The sequence below is a fragment of the Azovibrio sp. genome (genome assembly GCF_049658005.1).
Taxonomy (GTDB): domain Bacteria; phylum Pseudomonadota; class Gammaproteobacteria; order Burkholderiales; family Rhodocyclaceae; genus Azovibrio.
Genome location: NZ_JBASOH010000059.1, coordinates 1 through 23814, shown reverse-complemented (window position 1 = coordinate 23814; position 23814 = coordinate 1). Strand labels below are relative to the sequence as shown.

Below are 23814 nucleotides of genomic sequence, written 5' to 3'. Positions count from 1 at the left end.
CTGAAAAGCGTTACAGCAGGCTATCCCGGGTCAGTCCGCCGCGCTTGAGAATGCGGCGCAGGTGCTCCAGCCCCTCGACCTGAATCTGGCGCACCCGCTCGCGGGTCAGCGCCAGATCCTTCGCAATGATGTCCAGGGTGGCGATTTCATGGCCATTGAGGCCATAGCGCCGCTCCACCACCTGCCGCTGTCGCTCCGTCAGCTGTCCCAGCCAGTCCTCGACCAGGCGGTTGAGTTCATGGCTCTGCAGCAGGGTTTCAGGATCGATGGCATTTTCATCCGCGATAAAGTCCCCCACCGAATGGCCCGAGTCGATTTCCAGAGGCATGTCCAGGGAGGCAATGTGTTCGTTCAGGTGCAGGATATGCCGCACCTCCTCGGCTGACTTGTCCAGTAACAGGGCAACCTGTTCGATGGTGCGCTCCCGGGAGGCTTCCGACTCCAGGTGGCGCATGGCCCGCAACACCACATTGATTTCCTTGAGCACATGCACCGGCAGGCGGATGGTACGCGACTGATTCATGATGCCGCGTTCGATGGACTGGCGTACCCACCAGGTGGCGTAGGTGGAAAAGCGGAAGCCCCGTTCCGGATCAAACTTTTCCAGGGCATGAATCAGGCCCAGATTGCCTTCCTCCACCAGATCCAGGAGCGGAATGCCCCGATTCAGGTAGTGCTTGGCAATATTCACGACGAGCCGCAAATTGTGCTCGATCATCTTCTGACGGGCGGCAAAATCCCCCTGGCGCACCTTGCGGGTGATTTCAAGTTCTTCCGCCGGGGTCAGCAGGGGTTTGGCACCAATCTGATTGAGATAGAGCTGGGTGACATCCTCGAGGAAATCGGGCTCGGGCGTGGCGGACTCGGCATCAGGCAGATCCGCCGCCGGCAGCGCTTCACCTTCCTCCTCATCCTCGTCAGAAAACCCGAATCCCGCTTCGCGCATCCCATTCATCGTTTCGGCAGAAAATCGAGAGGCTCAACGGGCTTGCCCTGGCGCCGCACTTCGAAGTGCAGTTTCACCGTATTGCTGTCGGTATTCCCCATTTCTGCAATTTTCTGGCCTCGCTTCACGGACTGGCCTTCCTTCACCAGGATTTTCTGGTTGTGGGCATACGCCGACAAAAAAGTAGCGTCATGTTTGACGATCACCAGTTGGCCGTAACCGCGCAGGCCACTCCCGGCATATACCACCTTGCCATCGGCTGCGGCCAGTACGGGATCACCGGCCTTGCCGGCAATATCGACCCCCTTGGTCTGGGCAAAATTGCTGATCACCTTGCCCTGCGCCGGCCAGGACCAGGTCACCCCATCGGGCACTCGCTCTTCAGGGGTGGCGGGGGTGGAGGCGGCAGCGGCGGTGGAGGCGGCGGCGGCAACGGGCGGCTCCGGCTTGCCTTCAGGCGGCTTAGTGGCGGCAGGTCCGGGATTTTGCAACTGGGCATAAGCGGCCTCCGAATAAGGGATCTTGCTGACCTTCGGGTCCCGCTTCAGGCTGCCGCTGCTGGCAGGGCTCCCCCCGCCATCCGCCAGGGGGCGCTGCTCCACCCCGGCGCCGGCCGCCACCGAAGTCACGACCGGGGACGCCACGGCCGCTTCCTGGCCAGCCGGCGGCAAGACCCGCAAGGTCTGCCCCACCGTGATCCGGTTCGGGTCGGCAATATTGTTCCAACTTGCAATATCCCGATAATCCTGACCATATTCCAGCGCAATGGCGTACAGGGTCTCGCGGGGCTGGACCGTGTGGTAACCCGGTCCGACAGGCGCCGCCGTACTCTTCAAGGACGAGGAGCGATCTTCGACCGGCGCAGGGAATTTGCTGGCACAAGCCGCCAGCAACAAGAGAGAAAGGACGATCGGTAATCTTTTAATCATTCGACACCAGGTAGCAGGGGCACGAAACGCACGGCTTCCAGACGCGATTCCGTAAACCCCTGTGAATTACGTTCGATGAGAGAAAGATACTGTTCATTCCCCCCTACTGGCAAGACCAGTCGTCCACCCATGGCCAATTGCTGCAGCAACTCGGGGGGCACCCGTCCCGCCGCTGCGGCCACGATGATACTGTCAAACGGAGCAAGCTCTGGCAGCCCCATGCGGCCATCCGTGTGTTTCAGACGTACCTGAATGCCGGGGATCAGGGCCAGATTCTTCCTGGCCAGCCCCAACAGGGGTTGGATGCGTTCCACGGAATACACTTCCCGGCTCAACTGCCCCAGCACCGCTGCCTGATAGCCGCAACCGGTGCCCACTTCCAGGGTCTTGCCCAGCCCCTCGCGCCCGGACAGCAGGACTTCGATCATGCGGGCCACGATGTAAGGCTGGGAAATGGTCTGGGAAAACCCGAGCGGCAGGGCCGTGTCTTCGTAGGCACGGGAAGACAGGGCCTCCTCCACGAAAACATGGCGGGGCACCGCCGCCATGGCGGCCAGGACCGTTTCGTTGACGATCCCTTTGGCGCGCAGGCGATCGATCATGCGCGCCCGGGTTCGCTGGGAAGTCATGCCGATGCCGGCGAGTGCTGAATTCATGAGGCCAACCAGGAACGAATGCGGGGAAATTGCTGTTGATCGGTGAGGTCGATCTGCAGGGGCGTGACGGAGACATAGCCGGCGGCCACGGCGTGGAAATCCGTCCCCTCCCCCGCATCCTGGGCCGCGCCGGCGGCACCGACCCAGTACATGGTTTCATTTCGGGGCGTGGTGATCTTGATCACGGGTTCCGCCTTGTGCCGCTTGCCCAAGCGGGTGAGCTGCAAACCCGCCAACTGCTCATGGGGCAGATCCGGCACATTCACATTCAGCAGCACGGGCTCATGGATCGGATTGGCAATGAAACGCTCTGCCAATTCACGGGCAACCCGGGCGGCCGTTGCAAATCGGGAGGGTTCCTTGCCCACCAGGGAAATGGCAATGGCGGGAACGCCGAGCAAAAACCCCTCGGTTGCTGCGGCAACCGTGCCGGAATAAATGGTGTCATCGCCCATATTGGCGCCATGGTTGATGCCGGAAATCACCATATCCGGCAATTCGTCCAGCATGCCGGTGACGGCCAGATGCACACAATCAGTGGGGGTGCCATTGACAAAATAAAACCCGTTCGGGGCCTGCCGCAAGGAAAGGGGGCGATCCAGGGTCAATGAATTACTGGCTCCGGAACGGTCCCGCTCCGGAGCCACCACGACGATTTCACCCAGGCCCCGGAGTGCCTCTGCCAGAACGGCAATCCCCGGGGCAAAGTACCCGTCATCGTTACTCAAAAGGATACGCATGGGCTTGTTCAGATCAGCAACTGGTCAATACTGCCGCCGCTGGACAACCAGTCTTCCACCCACTTCGGCTTGCGGCCCCGGCCCGTCCATTCCAGATCAGCTTGCCGGGGATGGCGGTACTTGGGGGCAACCTTGCTCCCCGAACGGGAGGAGCGGCCCCTTTCAACGCCCACATTGCCCACCAGGTCGCCCAGGGAAAAACCGCGGGCCTGCACGAAAGCCTCCAGCTCCTTGCGCACCTTGGCCTTTTCTTCCATTTCCCGGCGCAGGATTTCCTTGGGAAGGATGCGCTCGAGCTCTTTTAACTGGGCCAGTGATAAATTCGAAATGTCCATGATAACTCCGTTGATAATCAAACAAACTCCGGCATTCTAAAAAACATCGGGCCACCCGGCAAGGATTAATGGATGAATTTCTATTCAGGACAACAGATGGGGCAGGGTCAGATACTCTTTTGAGCGCATTTCCGTCAGCCGGCTCACCGTGCGGAAAAATTCGCTGGATTGCGTGCCCTGGGTATACAGCTTTTCCGGCTCGCAATCGGCAGTGGCAATCAGTTTGACCTTGTGGTCATAAAACACATCCACCAGCCAGGTAAAACGCCGGGCCTCGGAAGCCTGATCCTGAGTCATGCGGGGAACATGAGAAAGCAGTACCGTATGATAAGCCCGGGCAATTTCCAGGTAATCATTCTGGGAGCGGGGGCCGCCGCACAGGGTGTGAAAATCGAACCAGATCACGCCATTTGCGCGCCGCAAGGTGGAAATATTGCGCCCCAGCACCTCGATATGCCCTCCCTTCCTGCCTTCTTCGCCGGCCACCTTGAGAAAGTAGTCGTTCATTCTGGCCTCGGCTACCGGGTCCGCCGGATGATGATAAATCTCCACCTGCTCCAGGGCCCGGAGCCGGTAGTCGATCCCCGCCTCTACCTCGATGACATCCAGCTGCCGTTTCAGGAGGGCAATGGCAGGCAGGAAACTTTCACGATGCAGGCCATTGGGGTAGAGATCATCGGGAGGATAGTTGGAGGTCATCACCAGGATCACCCCATGGGCTTCGAGACCCGTCAGCAGGCGGCCCAGAATCATGGCATCGGCAATATCCGAGACATGGAATTCGTCAAAACAGAGCAGACGGGCTTCCTTGGCGATTTTTTCCGCCACCTTCAGCACCGGGTCCGCCTCACCCTTGAAAGCGTCCAGTTCCTTGTGGATGCGCTGCATGAAGGCGTGAAAGTGAATGCGCTTCTTGCGGCGATAGGGAACCGCCTCATAGAAACAATCCATCAAGAAACTCTTGCCACGCCCCACCCCACCCCAGAAATAAACCCCCCTGGGCGGCGCCGGCCGGCTCAGGAGGCGCTTCAGGGGGCTGCCTCGCACCACCTTGAAATCCAGCAACTCGGTATACAACCGCTGCAGCCGGGAGGCCGCCGCCATCTGGGCGGCATCCGCCGTATATCCCCGCTCAGCCAGGGTCTTTTCATAGGCATCCAGCATGCCTCGTTCAGGGACGTTCAACTTGCGGTGCGGCATGATCTTCCAGTGAGGGGAAAAGGCATGATTTTAAGGCATCGCACCCGGCATACCTTGAGAAAATCAGTACAGATCCCGGCTCACCACCGCCTGGCGCAACTGCCGGGCGTGCAAATGACGGGCCATGAGGCGAGGATCATCCAGCACCTGCCCAATGGTTTCCCCCAGCACCATGATCACGCCCAACACAGGCAGCACCAGCATCAAACCAGAAATGCCCGCCACAGCACCGCCTACAAAAATCATCACCACGGTCAACAAGGGATGCAGTTTGAGACTGCGTCCCACCGTCATCGGCATGAACAGGAAATCATCGAGGATCCGCACCACGATGAAGAGCGCGATGGCCCCATAGGCCACCTGAGGAACTTCGGGGAAATCCGTGGCAGCCACCAGCACTACCAGCAAGCAGCCCAGCACCGACCCCACATAGGGAATCCAGGCCAGCACTGCCGTGACCACGCCCAGCAACAAGGGGGCGGAAACTCCCAGCCACCACAAACCGGCTGCCAGACACAGGGCATCGAGCAAGGTCAAGGCCAGCAAGCCCTGGAAATAAAGCCGGGCGGTGCGATCTACCTGGTCGAACAAATACAGGGTGCGCTCAAAAAAAGCATTGGGCACCGCCCGGATCAGGAAATGGCGGAAGGCCGAACCATCGCGCAGCATGAAATAGGCAATGAAAGGCGACAGCAGGAACAGGGGCGTCCAGGCCGCCACCCCGACGGCCAGGGGGCCCAGGTATTTACTGGCAAAACTGTCGATCAGTTCTGCTACCTGGCGGACGAACTCGGTGCTGACATGAGCGTCGGCCAGCATGTCGAAGCGGCCTTCCAGTTGATAAAGGGCCTGAACCACGAAAAATAGCCCGCCCTGCAAATAGCGCATGGCACTTTCCTGCCAACCGACCGCATGGGCGGCGAGCCAGGGAAAAGCGAGGGCCATGCCGCCCACCAGTACGCCAAAGGCGCCCAGGCTGACGAGATTGGTGGCGTGAGCCCGGGACACCCCGCGCAAGACCAGATGCTCCTGCATGGGCAGCAGCAGGTAGTAAATCACCACCGCCAGCAAGAAGGGCAGCACCAGCCAGAGGATTTTCTGGAAGAGGAACAACACCAGACAAGTGCCGGCGATGACGAGGGCCCAGACCAGGGGGCCGGAGCGATAACGGTATCCCCGCGCCTCGTTCATGGCTGCACGCCCTGGGCATTGACGGTGCGCCGCAGGCGGTCCCCCAGCTGACGTGCCAGTTCCAGTGCAATATGGGAGGCGATCCGGGCATGGTCGTCCATCAGATTGAGAAAGTCGCCACGGAACAGGACCAACACCTCGACAGGACTCCTTGCCCTGGCCTGGGCCATCCGGGGGGCTCCATCCAGAATCGCCATTTCCCCAAAAAAGTCGCCGGGCCCCAGCATCGCAAGCGGCGTATTCTCAGCGCCTTGCCGACAGATGCCGACCTGGCCGGACATCAGGATGTACAGCGCCTGGCCCTCTTCGCCTTCATCAAAAATGACCTCGCCCGCCTGGTAATGGCGCGCGTGCAAGAATCCCTGAACAATCTGGATATCCCTGGCGGGCAAAGCAGAAAACAGACAACAGGAGCGCAAGGGAGGGTTTTCATCCCCCCTTCGCGCCTGAAAAAACTTGAACATATCCCGACCCTCGCCACCCGAATGAGAAGATTCTAACTTCAGCCCGGCAGGGTGGCCAGGTCAGCCGCCTGACACCATGAAACTGGAAAAATAAACTTCCTCGACCAGCGGCTTTTCAAAGTAGTGATTCAGATGGGCAGCAATGACTTCCTGAGCCTTGCGTTTGCCCTCGATGGAATAGAGGTCCTGCTCTGACATCTGGCCCAGGCCATTCACCACCCGGTCCATCACCTGAGGCCGGTAGGTTTCGAACAAACCGGCATATTCAGGCCCGGCAATCTCCAGTTGCACCTCGGTGCGGATGAAGCGGCCGCCACCCACCTGGGCAATGACCGGCCCCAGGTTCACATAGACGGGTGGCGCAGCGGCCGCCTGCTCCGGGGTCTGCTTCAAGATCAGAAAGCCCGCAATGGTACCCAGGATGAAGATCAGTATGGCCAGCGCAACGACCATGATTACATTCGCAATGCCGCGCATTTTGGCTGACACGAAACCCCCCTCTGTCGCTATTCCCTCTGTCACCATTCATCGCCATGGGAGACCGGAGGCATGCGCCGCAGAATTCAGGTGGGAATGCGCCTGAATCAAGTCCTGCAACCCAGCCTCCTTCCCGTCGGGAGTCGGATCTACCGGCTTTACGTCCCGGAATCACGCCCGGTTTGCCCTTGAACGCGTCAAGGCCTGATCATAGCACGAGGATTTGCCCGAGCCAGTCCGGCATCGGCGGCCGCCATCCACCCTCAGCAAGCAACTGAATATTCTTGATATTCTTGATCTGGCGCGGTTACTGCCAGCGATTCGGGGAACGATAATCGGCGCCCCGGATCGGAGACCCCATGCACAACGAAACGCTCGATCCCAGGCTAAAGATCAAACACCGGTCTGCCTCCCGCCCGCCGCTGCCCTCCTTGAACCGGAACTTGCCGGCAGGTCCGCTGGTAGACCAATACGGCCGCCAGATCAGCTATGTACGCCTCTCGATCACCGACCGTTGCGACTTCCGCTGCACCTACTGCATGAGCAAAGCGATGACCTTCCTGCCCCGGGATCAAATCATGAGTCTGGAAGAGTGTCTGCGGGTCGCCCGGGTGTTCGTCGGGCTCGGGGTCAGCAAGCTGCGCATCACCGGGGGTGAGCCCATGGTACGCCCCAACGCCTTGTGGCTGCTGGAGCAAATCGGACAACTGCAAGGGCTGCGCGAACGGGTGCTGACCACCAACGGTTCCCAGCTGAAGCATTACGCCGCGGCGCTCCGGAATGCGGGGGTCAACCGTCTCAACATCAGCCTCGACACCCTCGATGCCGGGCGCTTCAGGACCATCACCCGCACCGGCAGCCTGGACAAGGTGTTGCAAGGCATCCGCGCCGCCGCCGCCGCCGGTTTCGTGCACACCAAGCTCAACGTGGTCATGATGAAGGGTTTCAATGACGACGAATTCGAGGACCTGGTGCGCTTTGCCCTGAACGAGCAACTGGACATTTCCTTCATCGAGGCCATGCCCCTGGGCGCCATTTCCGGCCGTTCCGGAACCCATGTTTCCAGCCAGGCAACCCTGGCCCGCCTGCAACGGCACTTCGAACTCATCCCTTCTACTGAAAGCTCCGGCGGCCCGGCCCGTTACTGGCGCATCCCCGGCCACCAGACCCGGGTCGGCTTCATCTCCCCCCTCAGCCACAACTTCTGCGATACCTGCAACCGGGTGCGCATCACCGCCAAGGGGGAACTTCATCCCTGCCTGGGCCACAACGCTGCCACCGCCTTGCTGCCACTCCTGCGCCAGCATCCTGATGACGACGAAGCCGTGCGCCAGGCCATCATGGACAGCATGAGCAGCAAGCCCAGGGCCCACGACTTCAAGCACCAGATGGACACTCCCCAGGTCATGCGCTTCATGTCCATGACCGGCGGCTGAAGATCCAGGTGAGCCTGAGCCGGTATAATCACGCCCTTTCCCGTTCCGCCGCCCTGCCGTGACCCCTTCCACCAGTCTTTCTGCCTTGCCCCTGCCGCCCCTGCCTCAACCCGGAAACCGGGTGGACTGGCCGGCCGGCGCGGGCGCCTTCGATGCCCTGTTGCTGGCCCAGGCCGCCCAGGAAGCCGGAGGACGCTTGCTTGCCGTCATTACCGCCAATGCCCTGGACGCCCAGCGCCTGCTGGAAGAAATCCCCTGGTTCGCGCCCGGCATCAAGGTGCGGCTGCTGCCGGACTGGGAAACCCTGCCCTACGACAGTTTCTCGCCGCACCAGGATCTGATCTCCGAGCGCCTGGCCACCCTCTGGGCCGTGCGCCAGGGGGAATGCCAGGTGCTGCTGGTGCCGGCCTCGACCGCCGTCTACCGCCTCGCGCCCCCCGCCTTCCTCGCCGCCTATACCTTCTCCTTCGGCAAGGGCGAACAGCTCGACGCCGAGCAGTTCCGCACTCAGGTCACCCTGGCCGGTTACAACCATGTCACCCAGGTGATTTCCCCGGGGGAATACTCGATCCGCGGCGGGCTGATCGACCTGTTTCCCATGGGCTCGCCCCTGCCCTACCGGATCGATCTGTTCGACGACGAGATTGAATCCATCCGCACCTTCGATGTGGATACCCAGCGCTCCCTCTACCCTGTACCCGCTGTCCGCCTGCTGCCGGCCCGGGAATTTCCCATGGACGACAAGGGCCGCACCCGCTTTCGCCAGAAGTTCCGCGAGACCTTCGAAGGGGACCCGGCCAAGGCGGCCGTGTACAAGGATGTCTCTGCCGGCATCGCCACCGCCGGCATCGAGTATTACCTGCCCCTCTTTTTCGAGGAAACCGCCAGCCTGTTCGATTATCTGCCGGACAACGCCCTGCTGGTGACCCACGCAGACGTATCCGGGGCCCTGGCGGATTTCTGGAAAAACACCCGCTCCCGCCATGACATGCTCCAGGGCGACAAGACCAAACCCCTGCTGCCCCCCAGGGAATTGTTCGTTCCGGAAGAAGACTTCTTCCTGGCGGCCAGACCTTACGGCCGCATCCAGTTCCAGCCCCAGGCCGGCAGTCCCCTGCCCGACATTGCGGTGGACCGGCGCGCCGAAGAGCCCCTGGCGGCCCTGAAAAACTTCCTCGCCGGCTTTGACGGACGGGTATTGATCCTGGCCGAATCCCACGGTCGCCGGGAAACCCTGGCCCAGACCCTGGCCGAGCATGGGATACGGCCGGAGCCCAGCGCCGACCTGGCCGCTTTCCTGGCCGGGGACAGCAAGCTGGCCCTGAGCACCGCCCCGCTCCAGAGCGGCCTGCTGCTCGACCAGCTGGCCTTCATCACCGAAAGCGAGCTCTACGCCGGCAGCCCCAGGAAAACCCGCAAGGAACAAAAGCGCAAGGCCAGCCTGGACAACTGGCTGAAGGACCTGACCGAACTCAAGGTAGGCGACCCGGTGGTGCACGAAACCCACGGCATCGGCCGCTACATGGGCCTCGTGCACATGGACCTGGGCGAAGGTCCCCTGGAGTTCCTGGAGCTGCATTACGCCCTCGATGCCAAGCTGTTCGTGCCGGTATCGCAGTTGCATGTGATCTCCCGCTACTCGGGCGCCGACCCGGATGCGGCCCCCCTGCACACACTGGGCTCCGGCCAGTGGGAAAAAGCCAAGCGCAAGGCCGCCCTCCAGGCCCGCGACACGGCCGCCGAACTACTGGCCCTGTACGCCCGCCGGGCCGCCCGCCAGGGCCACGCCTTCGAATTCACCGAGCAGGACTACGAGGCCTTTGCGGCTGGCTTCGGCTTCGAGGAAACCCCGGACCAGGCCGCCGCCATCGCCGCCGTGATCGAGGACATGAAGTCCGGCAAACCGATGGACCGGCTGGTGTGCGGCGACGTGGGCTTCGGCAAGACCGAAGTGGCCCTGCGCGCCGCCTTCTGCGCCGTGGCCGGCGGACGCCAGGTGGCCGTGCTCTGCCCCACCACCTTGCTTTGCGAACAGCACTACCAGACCTTTGCCGACCGCTTCGCCGACTGGCCGGTGAAGGTGGCCGAAATTTCCCGCTTCAAGACCGCCAAGGAAACCGCCCAGGCCCTCAAGGAACTCGAAGAAGGCAAGATCGACATCGTCATCGGCACCCACAAGCTGATTGCCAGGAACGTGAAATTCGCCCGCCTGGGCCTGGTGATGATCGACGAAGAACACCGCTTCGGGGTGCGCCAGAAGGAAGCCCTGAAAGCCCTGCGCGCCGAAGTGGACGTGCTGACCCTCACCGCCACCCCGATTCCCCGGACCCTCGCGATGAGCCTCGAAGGTCTGCGCGATTTCTCGGTGATCGCTACGGCGCCGCAAAAACGGCTGGCGATCAAGACCTTCGTCTCCCGCTTCTCGGACGGCATCATCCGCGAAGCCGTGCTGCGGGAATTGAAGCGGGGCGGCCAGGTGTACTTCCTCCACAACGAGGTGGACACCATCGAGAACATGCGGGAAAAGCTGGAAAAGCTGCTCCCCGAAGCCCGCATCCTGGTCGGCCACGGCCAGCTGGGGGAACGGGATCTGGAGCGGGTGATGCGCGATTTCACCAGCCAGCGGGCCAACCTGCTGCTTTGCACCACCATCATCGAAACCGGCATCGACAACCCCCACGCCAACACCATCTTGATCAACCGGGCGGAAAAATTCGGCCTCGCCCAACTGCACCAGCTCCGCGGCCGGGTGGGCCGCTCGCATCACCAGGCCTATGCCTACCTGCTGGTCCAGGACGAACAAGCCATGACCCAGCAAGCCCGGCAGCGCCTCGAAGCAATCCAGATGATGGAAGACCTGGGTTCCGGCTTCTACCTCGCCATGCACGACCTGGAGATCCGCGGCGCCGGCGAAGTGCTGGGGGACAACCAGTCGGGCGAGATGCAGGAAGTGGGCTTCAACGTGTTTACCGACATGCTGAACCGGGCCGTCTCCGCCCTGCGCCAGGGCAAGCACCTGACCGAAGAGGACCTGACCCAGCCTATCGGGATCACGACGGACATCAACCTGCACGTGCCCGCCCTGCTCCCTGACGCCTACTGCCCGGACGTGCACGAGCGGCTCAACCTCTACAAGCGCCTGGCCAACTGCGAGCAGCAAGAAGAAGTGGACGCCCTGCAAGAAGAGCTGATCGACCGCTTCGGCGAACTGCCGCCCCAGGGCGAATCCCTGATCGCCACCCACCGCCTGCGCATCCTGGTCAAGCCCTGCTGCGTGCAGAAGCTGGACGCCACCGCCGACCAGATCCTGATCACCTTCGGCCCGGAATTTTCCAAGCTGGCGCCTATCGAACCGAGCCGGATCATCGACTTGATCCAGAAGAACCGGAACTACAAACTGGCCGGACAGGATAAACTCGCGCTGGTGCGCCACAGCCCCACCCTGAAGGACAAGGTGGCTGCCGTCAAAGACATGATAAGGACCCTAACGCAATGACCCAGGTAACGCCCCTCGACGACAAGATCGACACCCTCGAAAATATCAATGTCGCGGCTTTCGACCCCATGCCCAGCCCGGCCGAACTCCACGCCCGTCTGCCCATGAGCAAGACTGCCGCCCGCACCGTCTCCAACGGCCGCAAGGCGCTGAACGCCATCCTGGACCGCCAGGACCCGCGCCTGTTCGTGGTGGTCGGCCCCTGTTCCATCCACGACCCGGTCGCCGGCCTGGATTATGCCCGCCGCCTGAAGACCCTGGCCGACGAGCTGGCCGACGTGCTCTTGATCGTGATGCGCGTCTATTTCGAAAAGCCCCGCACCACCGTGGGCTGGAAGGGCTATATCAACGACCCCTTCATGGACGACTCCTTCCAGGTGGACGTGGGCATGGAAAAGGCCCGGGAATTCCTGCTCCAGGTCAATGAAACCGGCCTGCCCACCGGCACCGAGGCGCTCGACCCCAACTCACCCCAGTACTATGGCGACCTGATTTCCTGGACCGCCATCGGCGCCCGCACCGCCGAATCCCAGACCCACCGGGAAATGTCTTCCGGCCTCTCGACCCCGGTCGGTTTCAAGAACGGCACCAGCGGCGATTTGAGCGTCGCCATCAACGCCATCCTCTCCGCCTCCCGGCCCCACTCCTTCCTCGGACTGGACATGGACGGCAAGGTCTGCATCGTGCGCACCACCGGCAACCCCTACGGCCACATGGTGCTGCGCGGCGGCGACGGCAAGCCCAACTACGACACGGTCTCCATCGCCCTGGCCGAGGCAGCCCTGAAAAAGGCCGGCCTGCCCGCCAACCTGGTAGTGGACTGCTCGCACGCCAACAGTTACAAGAAGCCGGAAATGCAGCCTCTGGTGATGGCCGACGTGGTGAGCCAGATCCGCGCCGGCAACCAGTCCATCGTCGGAGTGATGATCGAATCCAACATCGAAGCCGGCAACCAGCCCATCCCTGCCGATCTATCCCAGTTGAAGTACGGCTGCTCGGTCACCGACGCCTGCGTCGATTGGCCCACCACCGAGAAAATGCTGCGCGACGCCGCCACCTCGCTGCGCGACATACTGCCCGAACGCCTGGGCAGCTAAGCCCATCAGTGCCCAGAAACCCCCCCGGTCCGCCGGGGTTTTTTTTCACATACCCCCTGGGGCGCGGGCGCCGAGTTGGGCGAGTTGGCGCGCATCGAGCGATCTGCGCATATGGATATCGTTTTTTCGTCTTTGCCAGCAGACCGGCGGCTCTTTACCATCGCGCCCTTCACATCAACCTTGAAGTAACCCTGCATGATTCAGCCTCGGGCCGTCTGACCCTGGCGCTGCCGGGCAGTGTCCGCCCGCAGTGTCCGCCTTGAGCACCTGAACTCAAGATTTTCGAGCAAGAAACAGGGAGCTTCGCGCATCGAGGGCAGACCGCCCGGCGCCGACAATTTCCCTGTCTTTATTTACAAGGAGCCTTCCATGTCCCGCATCACCGTCCACAGCATCGAATCCGCCCCCGAAGCCAGCCGCCCCTACCTGGAAAAGGCCAAGGCCAAAAACGGCTTCGTGCCCAACCTGCTCGGGGTGCTGGCGAACGCGCCAGTGGCCCTGGAAGCCTACCTGACCCTCACCGAGATCAACAGCCGCAGCAGCTTTTCCCTGGCCGAGCGGGAGGTGGTGCAGATCACCGCCGCCACCAACCATGGCTGCAGCTTCTGCGTCGCCGGCCATACTGCCGTGGCCTACAAGCAGGGCAAGCTGCCCGAGGAACTGGTCGAAGCGCTGCGCCGCCAGAGCCCCCTGCCAGACCCGAAACTGGAAGCCCTGGCCGCTTTCACCCGCGCCATCATCCGCAGCAAGGGGGCCGTCAGCGACGCCGAGCTGCAAGCCTTCAAGGCGGCCGGCTATGGCGAGCAGCAGGTGATCGAGGTGATCCTCGGCGTCGCCCTGGCGACCCTGTGCAATTTCAGCAACGTGCTTGCCGATACCGAACTCAATCCGGAACTGGCGCCCTACCGCTGGCAGCCCCAGGACTGAGTCGTGGGCAGCGCAGACGTCCTGTTGTCGGCCCGCCAACTGGCGTTTTCCTATGGGAAGGCGCCGGTGTTTGCCGGCGTGGACCTCGATATCGCGCGGCGCGAGATCGTCTGCCTGATCGGCGCTTCCGGCTGCGGCAAGTCCACCTTGCTGCGCCTGCTCGCCGGCCTGGCCGAGCCGGCAAGCGGCAGCGTCACGGTGGATGGGGAATCTGGCGCCAGACGCGCCGCCAAGGCCAGTGTCGTATTCCAGTCACCCGCCTTGCTGCCCTGGCTGACGGTGGCAGAAAACGTCGCCTTCGGCCTCGATTTCGCCTGTCGGCCCAAAGAAGCCAAAAGCGAGCGGGCCGCCCGCATCGAACGGATGCTGGCCTCGGTCGGCCTGGCCGAGCAGGCCCAGCAAAAGCCCCGCTCCCTCTCCGGCGGCATGGCCCAGCGCGTCGCCCTGGCGCGGGCCCTGGCCCGGGAGCCGGAAATCATCTACCTCGACGAGCCTTTTTCGGCCCTGGATGCCATCACGCGCGAAGCCATGCAGGACCTGCTCGTCGATCTCGCCCACCGCCAACGCAGCGCGGCCCTCTTGGTCACCCACGACATCGATGAAGCCCTGCGCATCGGCGACCGGGTGCTGCTGCTCGCCCGTCGCGGCGACGGGGAGCCGGCTCATATCGTCGGCCAATGGCGGCCCGACGGCAAGGCGCCGCGCCTGCATCGCTCGCCGGCCCTCAATGCGCTGCGCGAAGCAATTCTCGATGCCCTCTCCAGCCCGGGCACAGCCTGGTTTCCCGACCTTTAAGGAGTTGCCATGAACGACCAAATTTTTGCCGATCCGAGCGAGGATCTGCCGGATTCCCTGCCGGATTCCTTTCCTGTTTCTCTTCCTGTTTCCCGGCGCGACTTTTTGCGCCTTTCGGCGCTCTTGACCGGCAGCCTCGCGCTGCCGCCGCTGGCCCGCGCCGCCAACCCGAATGACCCGGTGCGCATCGGTTACCTGCCGATCACCGATGCCTCGCCCTTGCTCGTGGCCCATGGCCGGAAGCTGTTTGAAGCCCAGGGGCTGGAAGTGGAGGCGCCCCGGCTGTTCCGTTCCTGGGCCCAGATCGTCGAAGCCTTCATGGCCGGCCAGGTCAACGTCGTGCACCTGCTCTCGCCGATGACCGTCTGGTCGCGTTATGGCAGCCACTTTCCGGCCAAGGTGGTGGCCTGGAACCACATGTCCGGCTCGGCCCTCACGGTGGCGCCAGAGATTCGGGAAGTCCGCGACCTGGGCGGCAAGAGGGTGGCCGTGCCGTTCTGGTATTCGATCCACAACGTGGTAGTGCAGCACCTGCTGCGCGAGCATGGCCTTGCCGTCGTCACCAAGCCGGCCGGCCGTCTGAAGCCGAACGAAGTGGCGCTCTCCATCATGGCCCCGGCCGACATGGGGCCGGCGCTCGCCAACGGCGCCATCGCCGGCTTCATCGTCGCCGAGCCCTTCAATGCGGCCGCCGAAACCCAGGGCATCGGCCGCATCCTGCGCTTTACCGGCGATGTCTGGCGCGAGCATGCCTGCTGCGTCGTCAGCATGCACGAGCGCGACCTCGCGGATCGCCCGGACTGGTCGCAAAAGGTGGTGAACGCCATCGTCGGCGCCCAGCACTGGCTCAACGACAACCGCAGGGAAGGCTCGCAGCTCCTCTCCCGGGACGGGCAGGGGAAATACACGCCCTTCCCGCCGGCGGTGCTGGAGCGGGTGCTGGTGCCCAATGCCGAGCGCCAGCAGCAGTACGTCAAGGAGGGCGCGATTCGCCACCCGGAATGGAAAGCAGCGCGCATCGACTTTCAGCCCTACCCTTTCCCCTCTTACACCGAGCAGCTGGTGAAGCTCTTGAAGGCCACGCAGGTCGAGGGCGACAACCGCTTCCTGGCCGGCCTCGATCCGGCCTTGGTGGCACGCGACCTGGTGGATGAGCGCTTCGTGAGGAAAGCCATCGCCGCGCTCGGTGGGCTGAAGGCCTTTGGCCTGCCAGAAAAATACACGCGCAGCGAAACTCTCACCGCCTGATCATGAGGCAAACCCGCGCCTTCGCTCCCCGCTGGTTTTATGAGCACATCGTCTGGCCCAGCCTCGGCCTCCTCCTGATGCTGGGGCTGTGGTGGCTCACCGTGCATGGCCTGGGGCGCGATTCCCCGATGGCGGCACGCTTTGCGCCGGAAGCGACCTGGCAGGCCATGCTCGATTTGGCGGCCGGGCCGGACATCTGGCAGCACGCCCTGGCCAGCCTGCGCCGCGTCGTCTATGGGCTGGCCGGTGCCCTCTGCGTCGGCGTGCCGCTCGGCCTGCTGGTCGGCAGTTGGCCGACCTTTCATCGCCTGAGCTCGACCACCTTCCAGTTCCTGCGCATGATTTCGCCGCTCTCGTGGATGCCCATCGCCGTCATGGCGCTGGGCGTCGGCGAGGCGCCGGTCATCTTTCTGATCGCCTTTGCCGCCGTCTGGCCGATCGTGCTCAACGTGGCCGCCGGCATCCAGGCGATCGACCCGCTCTGGCTGACCCTGGCCGACAGCCTCGGCGCCAATCGCCGGGAGCGGCTCTGGCACATCACCGTGCCGGCCATCGCCAGCCACCTGCTCACCGGGGTGCGCCTTGCCATCGGCCTCATCTGGGTGGTGCTGGTGCCGGCCGAGATGCTCGGCGTCAATGCCGGCCTGGGCTACTTCATTCTCGACACCCGCGACCGCATGGCCTATGGCGAACTGATGGCCTGCGTGCTCTTCATCGGCCTGCTTGGCTTCGCCCTCGACTGGCTGGCCCGCCTGGCCCACCGCCACTGGAGCGGCGACTGAGAAGCTGAAGCCATTTTCAAGGAAAAAGACATGTCCACCCTTGCCGAACCCGTTACCCTCGACCTCGCCGCGCTGATCGCCCGCGATCTTTCGCCGCGCGTCACCGCCATCGATCTCGAAGGCGAATATCCCGAATCCTTTTTGCGCGCCGCCGGCCAGATCGGCGCCTTTGCCGGCGTCGTCGATCCGAAGTACGGCGGTAGCGGCAAGGGCCTCGCCGACACCATCGCGCAGATGGCAAAAATCGGCGAAACCTGCCTCTCGAGCGCCTTTCTGCACTGGTGCCAGACGGCCTGCGCCCGCTACATCCAGCTCTGCGACAACGACACGGCCAAGGCCGAATGGCTGCCGGCGCTTGCCACCGGCCGCTTGCTGGGTGGCACCGGCCTCTCCAATACGATGAAGTCGAGCTGCACGATCGAACGCTTTTTGCTCAGTGCCCGCCGCGTCGAGGGCGGCTACGAAATCAACGGCACGCTGCCCTGGGTATCCAACCTCGGCGCCGACCATGTCTTCGTGACCGGCTGCCCGGTCGAGGGTGACGGACGCCTGCTTTTCTTTGTCGTCGACTGCAAGCAAGAAGGCTTCAAGCTCATCGATGGGGTACGCTTCACGGCCCTCGAAGGGACGCGGACCCTGGCCTGCCAGTTCCGCACTGTGCGCATCGACGACCGCCGCGTGCTCGCCCATCCCGAGCAGGGCGCAGCCTATCTGCAGCGCATCCAGCCCGGCATGATCCTGGCCCAGCTCGGCATGGGCCTCGGCCTGATCCGCGACTGCATCGCCCTCATCGAGCGCGTCGGCCGCACCCATTCGCACATCAACTGCTTCGAGGACGACCAGGCCGAGACACTGCAGGCGGCACTCGATGATGCCGAAGCCGAAACCTTCCGCCTGGCCGCCCTGCTCGATGCCGGAGCGGCCGCGCCGGCCACCCCCCATCGGCTCACCGAAGTGCTGCGCCTGCGTCTGGCCGGCGGAGAACTTGCGCTACGGGCCGCCAACGCCGCCCTGCTGCATCAGGGCGCCCGCGGCTATATCGCTACCGCCACGGCCCAGCGCCGCCTCCGGGAAGCCTATTTCATCGCCATCGTGACCCCTGCCTTGAAGCACCTGCGCCGGGAAATCGCACGGCAGGAAGGGAGAGTTCAATAATAAACCTTGCAGAACCCAGCCTCGTTGATGGGTTCTGCCACGATGGGTTCTGCCACGCTACCTAGCCAGAAGAAGAAACCCGCAGGGGAAGCAAGAAAAAACGGCCCAGAGACCGTTTTTTCATTCGCCTTCAACTACCCCCGCAGAGACGTTCGCACCCATTCGTGCGGCCGTCGCTACGGGGGCGGGTTCGTATCGGCTCAGGAGCGCAGCGAGCGCTTGCGTTCGTTTTCGGACAGGAAGCGCTTGCGGATGCGGATGCTCTTCGGGGTGATTTCCACCAGCTCGTCATCGGCGATGAACTCGATGGCCGATTCCAGGGTGAGCTGCACCGGCGGCACCAGGCGCACGGCTTCGTCGGTCCCGGAAGCGCGCACATTGGTGAGCTGCTTGCCCTTGACCGGATTGACCACCAAGTCGTTTTCACGACTGTGGATGCCGATGATCATGCCCTCATAAACCTTGTCGTTGTGCACCACGAACATGCGGCCGCGGTCCTGCAGCTTCCAGATGGCGTAGGCCACGGCTTCGCCGTTTTCCTGGGAGATCAGCACGCCGTTGCGACGGTCCCCCACGCCACCTTCCTTGACGGGCGCATATTCGTCGAACACATGGCTCATCAGGCCGGTACCGCGGGTCAGGTTCATGAATTCACCCTGGAAGCCGATCAGGCCCCGGGCAGGAATGCGGTATTCGATGCGCACCCGGCCACGGCCATCCGGCACCATGTCCAGCAGGTCGCCCTTGCGCAAGCCCAGGGATTCCATGACGCCGCCCTGATGACCTTCTTCGACGTCCACCGTCAGCATTTCAAAAGGCTCGCACTCGACACCATCGATGATGCGTTTGACGACACGGGGACGGCCCACGGCCAGTTCGAAGCCTTCGCGACGCATGTTCTCGAGCAGGATGGACAGGTGCAGTTCGCCCCGGCCGCAGACATCGAACACGTCGGCGTTGGAGGTGTCATCCACCCGCAGGGCCATGTCGGTCAGCAATTCCTTGTGCAGACGGTCGCGAATCTGGCGGCTGGTGACGAACTTGCCTTCGGTACCGGCCAGGGGGCTGGTATTGACCATGAACTGCATGGACAGGGTGGGTTCGTCGATCTTCAGCAGGGGCAGGGTTTCGGGATGATCAGGATCGGTCAGGGTGCAACCCAGGACCAGGTCCTGGATGCCGGTCACCTGGACGATGTCGCCAGCGGTCCCCTCTTCCAGTTCCACCTTGTTCAGGCCCTTGTAGCCGAATACCTGGCCGATCTTGGCCTTGAAGGGGGTACGCTCGTGCAGGGCAGCCTCTTCCTCGGTACCAAACATGACCATCACCTGCTGGCCGGACTTGACCTTGCCGCGCTTGATGCGGCCGATACCGATACGCCCCACGTAAGAGTCATAGTCGAGCGCGGAAATCTGGAATTGCAGGGGTGCATTCACGTCGGCATCGGGTGCGGCCACATGGCGCAGGATGGTGTCGAACAGGGGACGCATGTTCTCCCGCGGTGCATCCAGTTCCAGGGCGGCCCAGCCGTTCAGGCCGGAAGCGTAAACAATGGGAAAATCCATCTGTTCGTCGGTGGCGCCCAGTTTGTCGAACAGGTCGAAGGTCAGGTTGACGGCGTTGTCGGGATCGGCGCCGTCCCGGTCCACCTTGTTCACCACGACGATGGGCTTCAGACCCAGGCCCAGGGCCTTCTTGGTCACGAAGCGGGTCTGCGGCATCGGGCCTTCGACCGCGTCCACCAGCAGCACCACGCCGTCCACCATGCCCAGCACCCGTTCCACTTCACCGCCGAAATCCGCGTGTCCCGGGGTGTCGACGATATTGATGTGAATGCCTTCGTATTCGACGGAGGTGTTTTTGGCGAGGATGGTGATGCCTCGTTCCTTTTCCAGGTCGTTGGAGTCCATCACCCGCTCGGCCACCTGCTGGTGGGCTGCAAAGGTGCCGGACTGGCGCAGGAGTTGGTCGACCAGGGTGGTCTTGCCGTGGTCAACGTGGGCAATGATGGCGATGTTGCGAATGGGGCGGGTGGACATGGGTAGGGGCCAGAAATTCAAAAGCACGGATTCTAACAAAATCCGGGCCGCACCTGCTGCATTGCAGCAACTTATTGTTGCTCTTTCAATCCGGTTTGTTGCGCATGAAGTCGGCCGTGTTGAAAAAGTTCTCCAGCAATTTCTTTCGCAGCCCTTCTTCCACGCCCACATCTTCCATCGCCAGGACCATGCAGGCCACCCACTGGTCCCGCTCGGCGGTGCCGATGGCAAAGGGCAGGTGCCGGGCCCGCAGGCGGGGGTGGCCGAATTTTTCCACGAACAGATCGGGGCCGCCAAACCAGCCCGAGAGAAACATGAACAGCTTGTCCCGGGAGCCCTGCAGGCTTGCCGGATGCATGGCGCGGATGCCAGCAAACTGAGGCACGGTATCCATCAGTTCATAAAAACGATCCGCCAGTCGACCTACAACCACCTCTCCACCCACGGCCTCGTAGGGAGTCAGCGCTTTCTCCATAGGCGTCTTCATGTGCGTCTTCATATACAATCCCCGGTCTTGGAAAAATAACGCCCGGGATCATACTCTTTTGTCCGCCCCGACCCACCTGCCTTCCCGCTTTCCCGACATCAACGCCTGCATTACAAACAGTTCGGACGGCTATCAAGCCCGGCCCCCCAGGCTGGACGGCATCACCCTGAGTTCCCACTATCAGCCTATCTTCAGCCTTTCCCACCGCCGCCCAGTAGGCCATGAAGCGCTGATGCGCCCCAGGAACAGGGCCAATGAACCCATCTCGCCCTTGCAGGTCCTGCAAAGCGTCAGTCAGGATTTCGAGCAACTGCTGGAACTGGACCGGCTCTGTCGCGCCCTGCACCTGGCCAATTTCGCGGGCCAGCGCCAGCGCCCGGGCCAGGCGCCAGGATGGCTGTTTCTCAACATGAATGCAGAAGTGTTCCTGCAAGGCCGGGCACGGGGCGAGCAGGGCTTCCTGCTGGATGCCTGCCAGCGTGCCGGCGTTGCCCCTCAGCGCCTGGTGATCGAAGTGCTTGAAGATGCAGTTCAGGATGTCTCCCAGCTACAAAATGCCGTGGACTACTTTCGCGACATGGGCTGCCTGATCGCCCTGGACGACTTCGGGGCCGGACATTCCAATTTCGACCGGGTATGGCGCCTGAAGCCGGAAATCGTCAAGCTGGACCGCTCTCTCATCGTCTCCGCTGCGGCGGACAGCAAGCTGCGACGCTTCATGGCCCAGATGGTGCAACTGCTGCATGAAGCCGGCGCCATGGTGCTGGTGGAAGGCATCGAAACGCTTCAGGAAGCTTATATTGCCCTGGAGGGGGATGTCGATTTCGTCCAGGGTTACTACTTCGGGCGCCCGAACGCTGAACGGGTCAGCCACAACGCAGGTGAAACCATCATTGACAAACTCTGGAGCGATTTCGACCACCGGTGGCGAGACGAAAAAGCGGGCTATCAGGAGGCTGTTGCTCCCTACATCAACGCCATTGGCTATGCTTCGGTGCTGTTATCCGCCGAACGCAGCCTGGAAGAAGCCTGCGCATCCTTTCTGGATCTGCCCCAGGCCGACTTCTGTTATGTGCTGGATGCCGCAGGGCAGCAGATCGGCACCAATCTCTACGCCCAGGTGCACCCTGCCTGCGACATCCGCTTTGCCCCGCTGGCCGATGCCCAGAGCGCCCGCTGGGCCCGGCGCCCTTACTTCCGCCGGGCCCTGGAAAACTTCGGCAAGGTCCAGGTCACCCGGCCCTACCTCTCCGTTGCCAGTGCCCAGCTTTGTGTCACCCTCTCCGCCAGCTTCAAGGTCAAGGGAGAAACCAGGGTGATCTGTGGCGACATCATCTGGAACTTCTGAACGACCCGACAACCACGTCTGGACACGTCTTGAAGTGGCTCAGTGCCAGCTTTTCAGACTGGCAGTAAAGACCTGCTGTGAACTTTCGGGAAACTGGAACTGGGCAAGCGTGTCGCGGACTCTAGCCGCATCCACCACACCCTCCTCCGGCTCCTGGAAGCGGATGCCGATCGAACGACCATGAGTGGCCAGCGTCATGAAGGCATAGCGCCAGGCCTGAGCTTCCGCCAGACGTTCTCGCAACTCCTGCTCACGGGTAATGCTGATACCAGCGGCCTTGAGTTGCTCCAGGAATTCTTCAAAAGACTCGTAACTGAGACTGCCCATCTGTGTACTCTCCTGTGGATATGAATGGATGCTCCATGGGCAGAGAAAACGCAGCAATCCCCGAAGCGGTTGACACACGGCCCAGGTTGCGCAATTGAAATTGCATTAAAGCTGAAACCCTGCCACGCGGTTGACCGGGCAGCGGCGGGCTCATCGGGGCACTCGCCGGTCCGGTGACAAAGCCACCCGACAAAGCCACGGCGAGGTCTCAGCCGCCAGGGCGCACCCCGCTTCGGCCACGGCAAGGTGTCCCCCGATGCGATCGTATCCGCCTGCCCGAAATTTCCCGAATTCGCCATTTCACATGGCAAGCGCGGTCTTGATCCTGGCCCGACCACCCGGCACGCACGCTTGGCCCATGCCCGCGTCCAGAACACCCAAAACCCCCGCCATCGGGCCATGAGGCTTCAAACGCGAAATTTAGCTCGAATTCCATTTGACCTCCGCCGCTTGTGTGCCTATAATGCGGACCTCGTTTGGCCAGTTAGCTCAGTTGGTAGAGCAGCGGATTGAAAATCCGCGTGTCCGTGGTTCGATTCCGCGACTGGCCACCAAAATTCAAACCCCAACCACTCTCGGTTGGGGTTTTTTCTTATGTGCTCCCGCCAGACCCCGCGAACATGCGCGAAACGCTGAGTAGGTTTGCGGACTTCGACAGTCCGGCTGCCAGCCTCCCTCTGGCCACATGGCGCTCTCTCCGGGCCATTCCTCTCTCCTTTCTGTCCGGCTCAAAACTGCCCGAAGTCCGCAAGCGTCACGCCAGCGACCTATGTAAATCAACGGCTTGCGCGTTGATTGATCAAGCGGTTGTTTTTTGGCATCGGTGAGCAATCAGTGATTTAGTCCTTGGCCAGCATCGCCATGCACTCACCTGTTGTTTGCGGTTTGTCAGAAATGTAAGCAATCCGTCAAAACTGGATTGAATCTTGCTTCTGAGGGAGTGGCTTAACTCCCGAAAGCCGGCGATGAAAATCAACCTGACCCTGAGCCCCTGCAAATGCGAAACCTTGTTCCAGCTGTCGGTCCATCATCCCTGGCGGGATGCGCGGTTGCGGGCAGCGGGCTTGTTGATGCTGAGCAAAGGCGAACACCGGACAGCGGTTGCCCTGCAATGCGGTGTCAGTGCCCCACATCTCGTTGGGGCGATCCGTCTGGATCGATCCGTCGTGCAGGATCGGTTCGCCCTGGGGGCGACGATGGGGAGACAGCAAGCCGTTCTCGCGCATCAGGCGCAGCGCACGAGCACGGGAGACGCGGATGCCACGCAGGATCCGAAGCCGCGCCCAGACCTTGCGGTGACCTTCGCCAATAAAGGGCGAGGCTTCCAAGTCGGCACGGATTGCGGCCAGAAGATCGGCGTCCGGAAGGTTCGGTTTCGGACCACGCCGTTACGGGTGCAAGGCCACCCCGTTGGCCGATTCCCGCGCCTGCTGCGCATAGACCGTCGAGCGGGGAAATTCGAGCACCCGGCAGACCCGCTCCAGGCCATAGGGCTTGCCGGTACCCACGGAGGTCTCGCGGCTCATCGCGACGACCTCCGACCGACCAAAGGGCGCTTCGCCTGCCTTTCCTTCTGCAGGATCTCGATTTCCATGACCAGTTCGCCGATGCCCCGGTTGGCGTCGTCGAGTTGCCGCTCCACCGGATCGTTCTCGCGTTCCTTGAGACCGGCGTCAATGCCCGCCAGGCCCGGTCGCGCCACGTTTCGAGTTTGTATATCGGCACCGACACCTCCCTTG

At 62.5% G+C, this 23814-nt stretch carries 24 protein-coding genes and 1 tRNA gene; 10 read left to right on the top strand and 15 right to left on the bottom strand.

Annotated elements, in window-relative coordinates; translation table 11 throughout:
* Positions 1-10: 10 nt before the first annotated feature.
* The 9 genes from rpoS to WBH99_RS06265 all read right to left on the bottom strand — a co-directional run bounded on the left by rpoS (position 11) and on the right by WBH99_RS06265 (position 6914).
* The gene (gene rpoS / locus WBH99_RS06305; RefSeq protein ID WP_424219253.1) at positions 11-946 is read right to left on the bottom strand and encodes an RNA polymerase sigma factor RpoS; all 936 of its coding nucleotides are present in this window, start codon (positions 944-946) and stop codon (positions 11-13) included.
* Between the two features lie 5 nt (positions 947-951).
* Positions 952-1875: a peptidoglycan DD-metalloendopeptidase family protein gene (locus tag WBH99_RS06300; protein ID WP_424219252.1), complete on the bottom strand. Its 924-nt coding sequence runs from the start codon at positions 1873-1875 to the stop codon at positions 952-954.
* The gene (locus tag WBH99_RS06295) at positions 1872-2531 is read right to left on the bottom strand and encodes a protein-L-isoaspartate(D-aspartate) O-methyltransferase (protein WP_424219251.1); all 660 of its coding nucleotides are present in this window, start codon (positions 2529-2531) and stop codon (positions 1872-1874) included. Before WBH99_RS06295 ends, WBH99_RS06300 begins: the two co-directional genes overlap by 4 nt.
* Positions 2528-3271: a 5'/3'-nucleotidase SurE gene (gene surE / locus WBH99_RS06290; protein ID WP_424219250.1), complete on the bottom strand. Its 744-nt coding sequence runs from the start codon at positions 3269-3271 to the stop codon at positions 2528-2530. The genes WBH99_RS06295 and surE overlap by 4 nt, the downstream gene beginning before the upstream one ends.
* A gap of 8 nt (positions 3272-3279) precedes the next feature.
* Positions 3280-3606, bottom strand: a complete 327-nt coding sequence (locus tag WBH99_RS06285) for an H-NS family nucleoid-associated regulatory protein (protein WP_424219249.1) — start codon at positions 3604-3606, stop codon at positions 3280-3282.
* A gap of 84 nt (positions 3607-3690) precedes the next feature.
* Positions 3691-4806, bottom strand: coding sequence for a cell division protein ZapE (gene zapE / locus WBH99_RS06280; RefSeq protein ID WP_424219248.1), 1116 nt, complete (start codon positions 4804-4806; stop codon positions 3691-3693).
* A 63-nt stretch (positions 4807-4869) separates the two neighbouring features.
* Entirely contained in the window at positions 4870-5997 is a 1128-nt protein-coding gene (locus WBH99_RS06275; RefSeq protein ID WP_424219247.1) for an AI-2E family transporter, read from the bottom strand.
* A complete protein-coding gene (locus tag WBH99_RS06270) occupies positions 5994-6353 on the bottom strand; it encodes a cyclic nucleotide-binding domain-containing protein (RefSeq protein WP_424219246.1) in 360 nt (119 codons plus the stop codon). The genes WBH99_RS06275 and WBH99_RS06270 overlap by 4 nt, the downstream gene beginning before the upstream one ends.
* A 168-nt stretch (positions 6354-6521) precedes the next feature.
* Positions 6522-6914 (bottom strand): flagellar basal body-associated FliL family protein, encoded by a 393-nt coding sequence (locus WBH99_RS06265; RefSeq protein WP_424219245.1) that lies wholly within the window; start codon positions 6912-6914, stop codon positions 6522-6524.
* Positions 6915-7297: 383 nt separating this feature from the next.
* Here WBH99_RS06265 and moaA point away from each other — a divergent pair, with 383 nt between their 5' ends.
* The 8 genes from moaA (at position 7298) to WBH99_RS06225 (ending at position 17874) form a co-directional block, all read left to right on the top strand.
* Complete coding sequence (gene moaA / locus WBH99_RS06260) at positions 7298-8374, top strand: GTP 3',8-cyclase MoaA (RefSeq protein ID WP_424219244.1); 1077 nt, start codon at positions 7298-7300, stop codon at positions 8372-8374.
* A 58-nt stretch (positions 8375-8432) separates the two neighbouring features.
* Positions 8433-11870, top strand: coding sequence for a transcription-repair coupling factor (mfd, locus tag WBH99_RS06255; protein ID WP_424219243.1), 3438 nt, complete (start codon positions 8433-8435; stop codon positions 11868-11870).
* Positions 11867-12967 (top strand): 3-deoxy-7-phosphoheptulonate synthase, encoded by a 1101-nt coding sequence (locus WBH99_RS06250; protein ID WP_424219242.1) that lies wholly within the window; start codon positions 11867-11869, stop codon positions 12965-12967. The genes mfd and WBH99_RS06250 overlap by 4 nt, the downstream gene beginning before the upstream one ends.
* A gap of 369 nt (positions 12968-13336) precedes the next feature.
* A complete protein-coding gene (locus tag WBH99_RS06245) occupies positions 13337-13894 on the top strand; it encodes a carboxymuconolactone decarboxylase family protein (RefSeq protein WP_424219241.1) in 558 nt (185 codons plus the stop codon).
* 3 nt (positions 13895-13897) lie between these two features.
* The gene (locus WBH99_RS06240; RefSeq protein WP_424219240.1) at positions 13898-14689 is read left to right on the top strand and encodes an ABC transporter ATP-binding protein; all 792 of its coding nucleotides are present in this window, start codon (positions 13898-13900) and stop codon (positions 14687-14689) included.
* A gap of 9 nt (positions 14690-14698) precedes the next feature.
* Positions 14699-15937, top strand: a complete 1239-nt coding sequence (locus tag WBH99_RS06235) for an ABC transporter substrate-binding protein (RefSeq protein WP_424219239.1) — start codon at positions 14699-14701, stop codon at positions 15935-15937.
* Positions 15938-15939: 2 nt separating this feature from the next.
* Positions 15940-16719 (top strand): ABC transporter permease, encoded by a 780-nt coding sequence (locus WBH99_RS06230; RefSeq protein ID WP_424219238.1) that lies wholly within the window; start codon positions 15940-15942, stop codon positions 16717-16719.
* Positions 16720-16749: 30 nt separating this feature from the next.
* Positions 16750-17874: an acyl-CoA dehydrogenase family protein gene (locus tag WBH99_RS06225; RefSeq protein ID WP_424219237.1), complete on the top strand. Its 1125-nt coding sequence runs from the start codon at positions 16750-16752 to the stop codon at positions 17872-17874.
* 200 nt (positions 17875-18074) lie between these two features.
* Here the strand turns inward: WBH99_RS06225 and typA are convergent, their stop codons facing one another.
* Both typA and WBH99_RS06215 read right to left on the bottom strand, forming a co-directional pair.
* The gene (typA, locus tag WBH99_RS06220; RefSeq protein WP_424219236.1) at positions 18075-19913 is read right to left on the bottom strand and encodes a translational GTPase TypA; all 1839 of its coding nucleotides are present in this window, start codon (positions 19911-19913) and stop codon (positions 18075-18077) included.
* Positions 19914-19998: 85 nt separating this feature from the next.
* Entirely contained in the window at positions 19999-20400 is a 402-nt protein-coding gene (locus tag WBH99_RS06215; protein ID WP_424219235.1) for a group II truncated hemoglobin, read from the bottom strand.
* A gap of 58 nt (positions 20401-20458) precedes the next feature.
* On the opposite strand from WBH99_RS06215, the gene WBH99_RS06210 reads away from it, so the two are divergent.
* The gene (locus tag WBH99_RS06210; protein WP_424219234.1) at positions 20459-21748 is read left to right on the top strand and encodes a sensor domain-containing phosphodiesterase; all 1290 of its coding nucleotides are present in this window, start codon (positions 20459-20461) and stop codon (positions 21746-21748) included.
* Between the two features lie 39 nt (positions 21749-21787).
* Here the strand turns inward: WBH99_RS06210 and WBH99_RS06205 are convergent, their stop codons facing one another.
* Entirely contained in the window at positions 21788-22075 is a 288-nt protein-coding gene (locus tag WBH99_RS06205; protein ID WP_424219233.1) for a hypothetical protein, read from the bottom strand.
* Between the two features lie 478 nt (positions 22076-22553).
* Here WBH99_RS06205 and WBH99_RS06200 point away from each other — a divergent pair.
* Positions 22554-22629, top strand: a tRNA-Phe gene (locus tag WBH99_RS06200).
* Positions 22630-22983: 354 nt separating this feature from the next.
* On the opposite strand, the gene WBH99_RS06195 is transcribed toward WBH99_RS06200, so the two are convergent.
* The 3 genes from WBH99_RS06195 to WBH99_RS06185 all read right to left on the bottom strand — a co-directional run.
* Positions 22984-23403, bottom strand: a complete 420-nt coding sequence (locus tag WBH99_RS06195) for a transposase (RefSeq protein ID WP_424219232.1) — start codon at positions 23401-23403, stop codon at positions 22984-22986.
* A 60-nt stretch (positions 23404-23463) separates the two neighbouring features.
* The gene (locus WBH99_RS06190) at positions 23464-23601 is read right to left on the bottom strand and encodes a hypothetical protein (protein WP_424219231.1); all 138 of its coding nucleotides are present in this window, start codon (positions 23599-23601) and stop codon (positions 23464-23466) included.
* Positions 23598-23814, bottom strand: a 217-nt coding sequence (locus WBH99_RS06185) for a hypothetical protein (protein WP_424219230.1), incomplete at its 5' end; no start/stop codon positions are given. The genes WBH99_RS06190 and WBH99_RS06185, both read right to left, overlap by 4 nt.

What these genes read in the sequence shown, in the direction of transcription:
- rpoS (WP_424219253.1), bottom strand. Translation starts at nt 946, where the DNA reads ATGCGCGAAGCGGGATTCGGGTTTTCTGACGAGGATGAGGAGGAAGGT.
- WBH99_RS06300 (WP_424219252.1), bottom strand. Translation starts at nt 1,875, where the DNA reads ATGATTAAAAGATTACCGATCGTCCTTTCTCTCTTGTTGCTGGCGGCT.
- WBH99_RS06295 (WP_424219251.1), bottom strand. Translation starts at nt 2,531, where the DNA reads ATGAATTCAGCACTCGCCGGCATCGGCATGACTTCCCAGCGAACCCGG.
- surE (WP_424219250.1), bottom strand. Translation starts at nt 3,271, where the DNA reads ATGCGTATCCTTTTGAGTAACGATGACGGGTACTTTGCCCCGGGGATT.
- WBH99_RS06285 (WP_424219249.1), bottom strand. Translation starts at nt 3,606, where the DNA reads ATGGACATTTCGAATTTATCACTGGCCCAGTTAAAAGAGCTCGAGCGC.
- zapE (WP_424219248.1), bottom strand. Translation starts at nt 4,806, where the DNA reads ATGCCGCACCGCAAGTTGAACGTCCCTGAACGAGGCATGCTGGATGCC.
- WBH99_RS06275 (WP_424219247.1), bottom strand. Translation starts at nt 5,997, where the DNA reads ATGAACGAGGCGCGGGGATACCGTTATCGCTCCGGCCCCCTGGTCTGG.
- WBH99_RS06265 (WP_424219245.1), bottom strand. Translation starts at nt 6,914, where the DNA reads ATGGTCGTTGCGCTGGCCATACTGATCTTCATCCTGGGTACCATTGCG.
- moaA (WP_424219244.1), top strand. Translation starts at nt 7,298, where the DNA reads ATGCACAACGAAACGCTCGATCCCAGGCTAAAGATCAAACACCGGTCT.
- WBH99_RS06250 (WP_424219242.1), top strand. Translation starts at nt 11,867, where the DNA reads ATGACCCAGGTAACGCCCCTCGACGACAAGATCGACACCCTCGAAAAT.
- WBH99_RS06245 (WP_424219241.1), top strand. Translation starts at nt 13,337, where the DNA reads ATGTCCCGCATCACCGTCCACAGCATCGAATCCGCCCCCGAAGCCAGC.
- WBH99_RS06235 (WP_424219239.1), top strand. Translation starts at nt 14,699, where the DNA reads ATGAACGACCAAATTTTTGCCGATCCGAGCGAGGATCTGCCGGATTCC.
- WBH99_RS06230 (WP_424219238.1), top strand. Translation starts at nt 15,940, where the DNA reads ATGAGGCAAACCCGCGCCTTCGCTCCCCGCTGGTTTTATGAGCACATC.
- WBH99_RS06225 (WP_424219237.1), top strand. Translation starts at nt 16,750, where the DNA reads ATGTCCACCCTTGCCGAACCCGTTACCCTCGACCTCGCCGCGCTGATC.
- typA (WP_424219236.1), bottom strand. Translation starts at nt 19,913, where the DNA reads ATGTCCACCCGCCCCATTCGCAACATCGCCATCATTGCCCACGTTGAC.
- WBH99_RS06215 (WP_424219235.1), bottom strand. Translation starts at nt 20,400, where the DNA reads ATGAAGACGCCTATGGAGAAAGCGCTGACTCCCTACGAGGCCGTGGGT.
- WBH99_RS06205 (WP_424219233.1), bottom strand. Translation starts at nt 22,075, where the DNA reads ATGGGCAGTCTCAGTTACGAGTCTTTTGAAGAATTCCTGGAGCAACTC.
- WBH99_RS06190 (WP_424219231.1), bottom strand. Translation starts at nt 23,601, where the DNA reads ATGAGCCGCGAGACCTCCGTGGGTACCGGCAAGCCCTATGGCCTGGAG.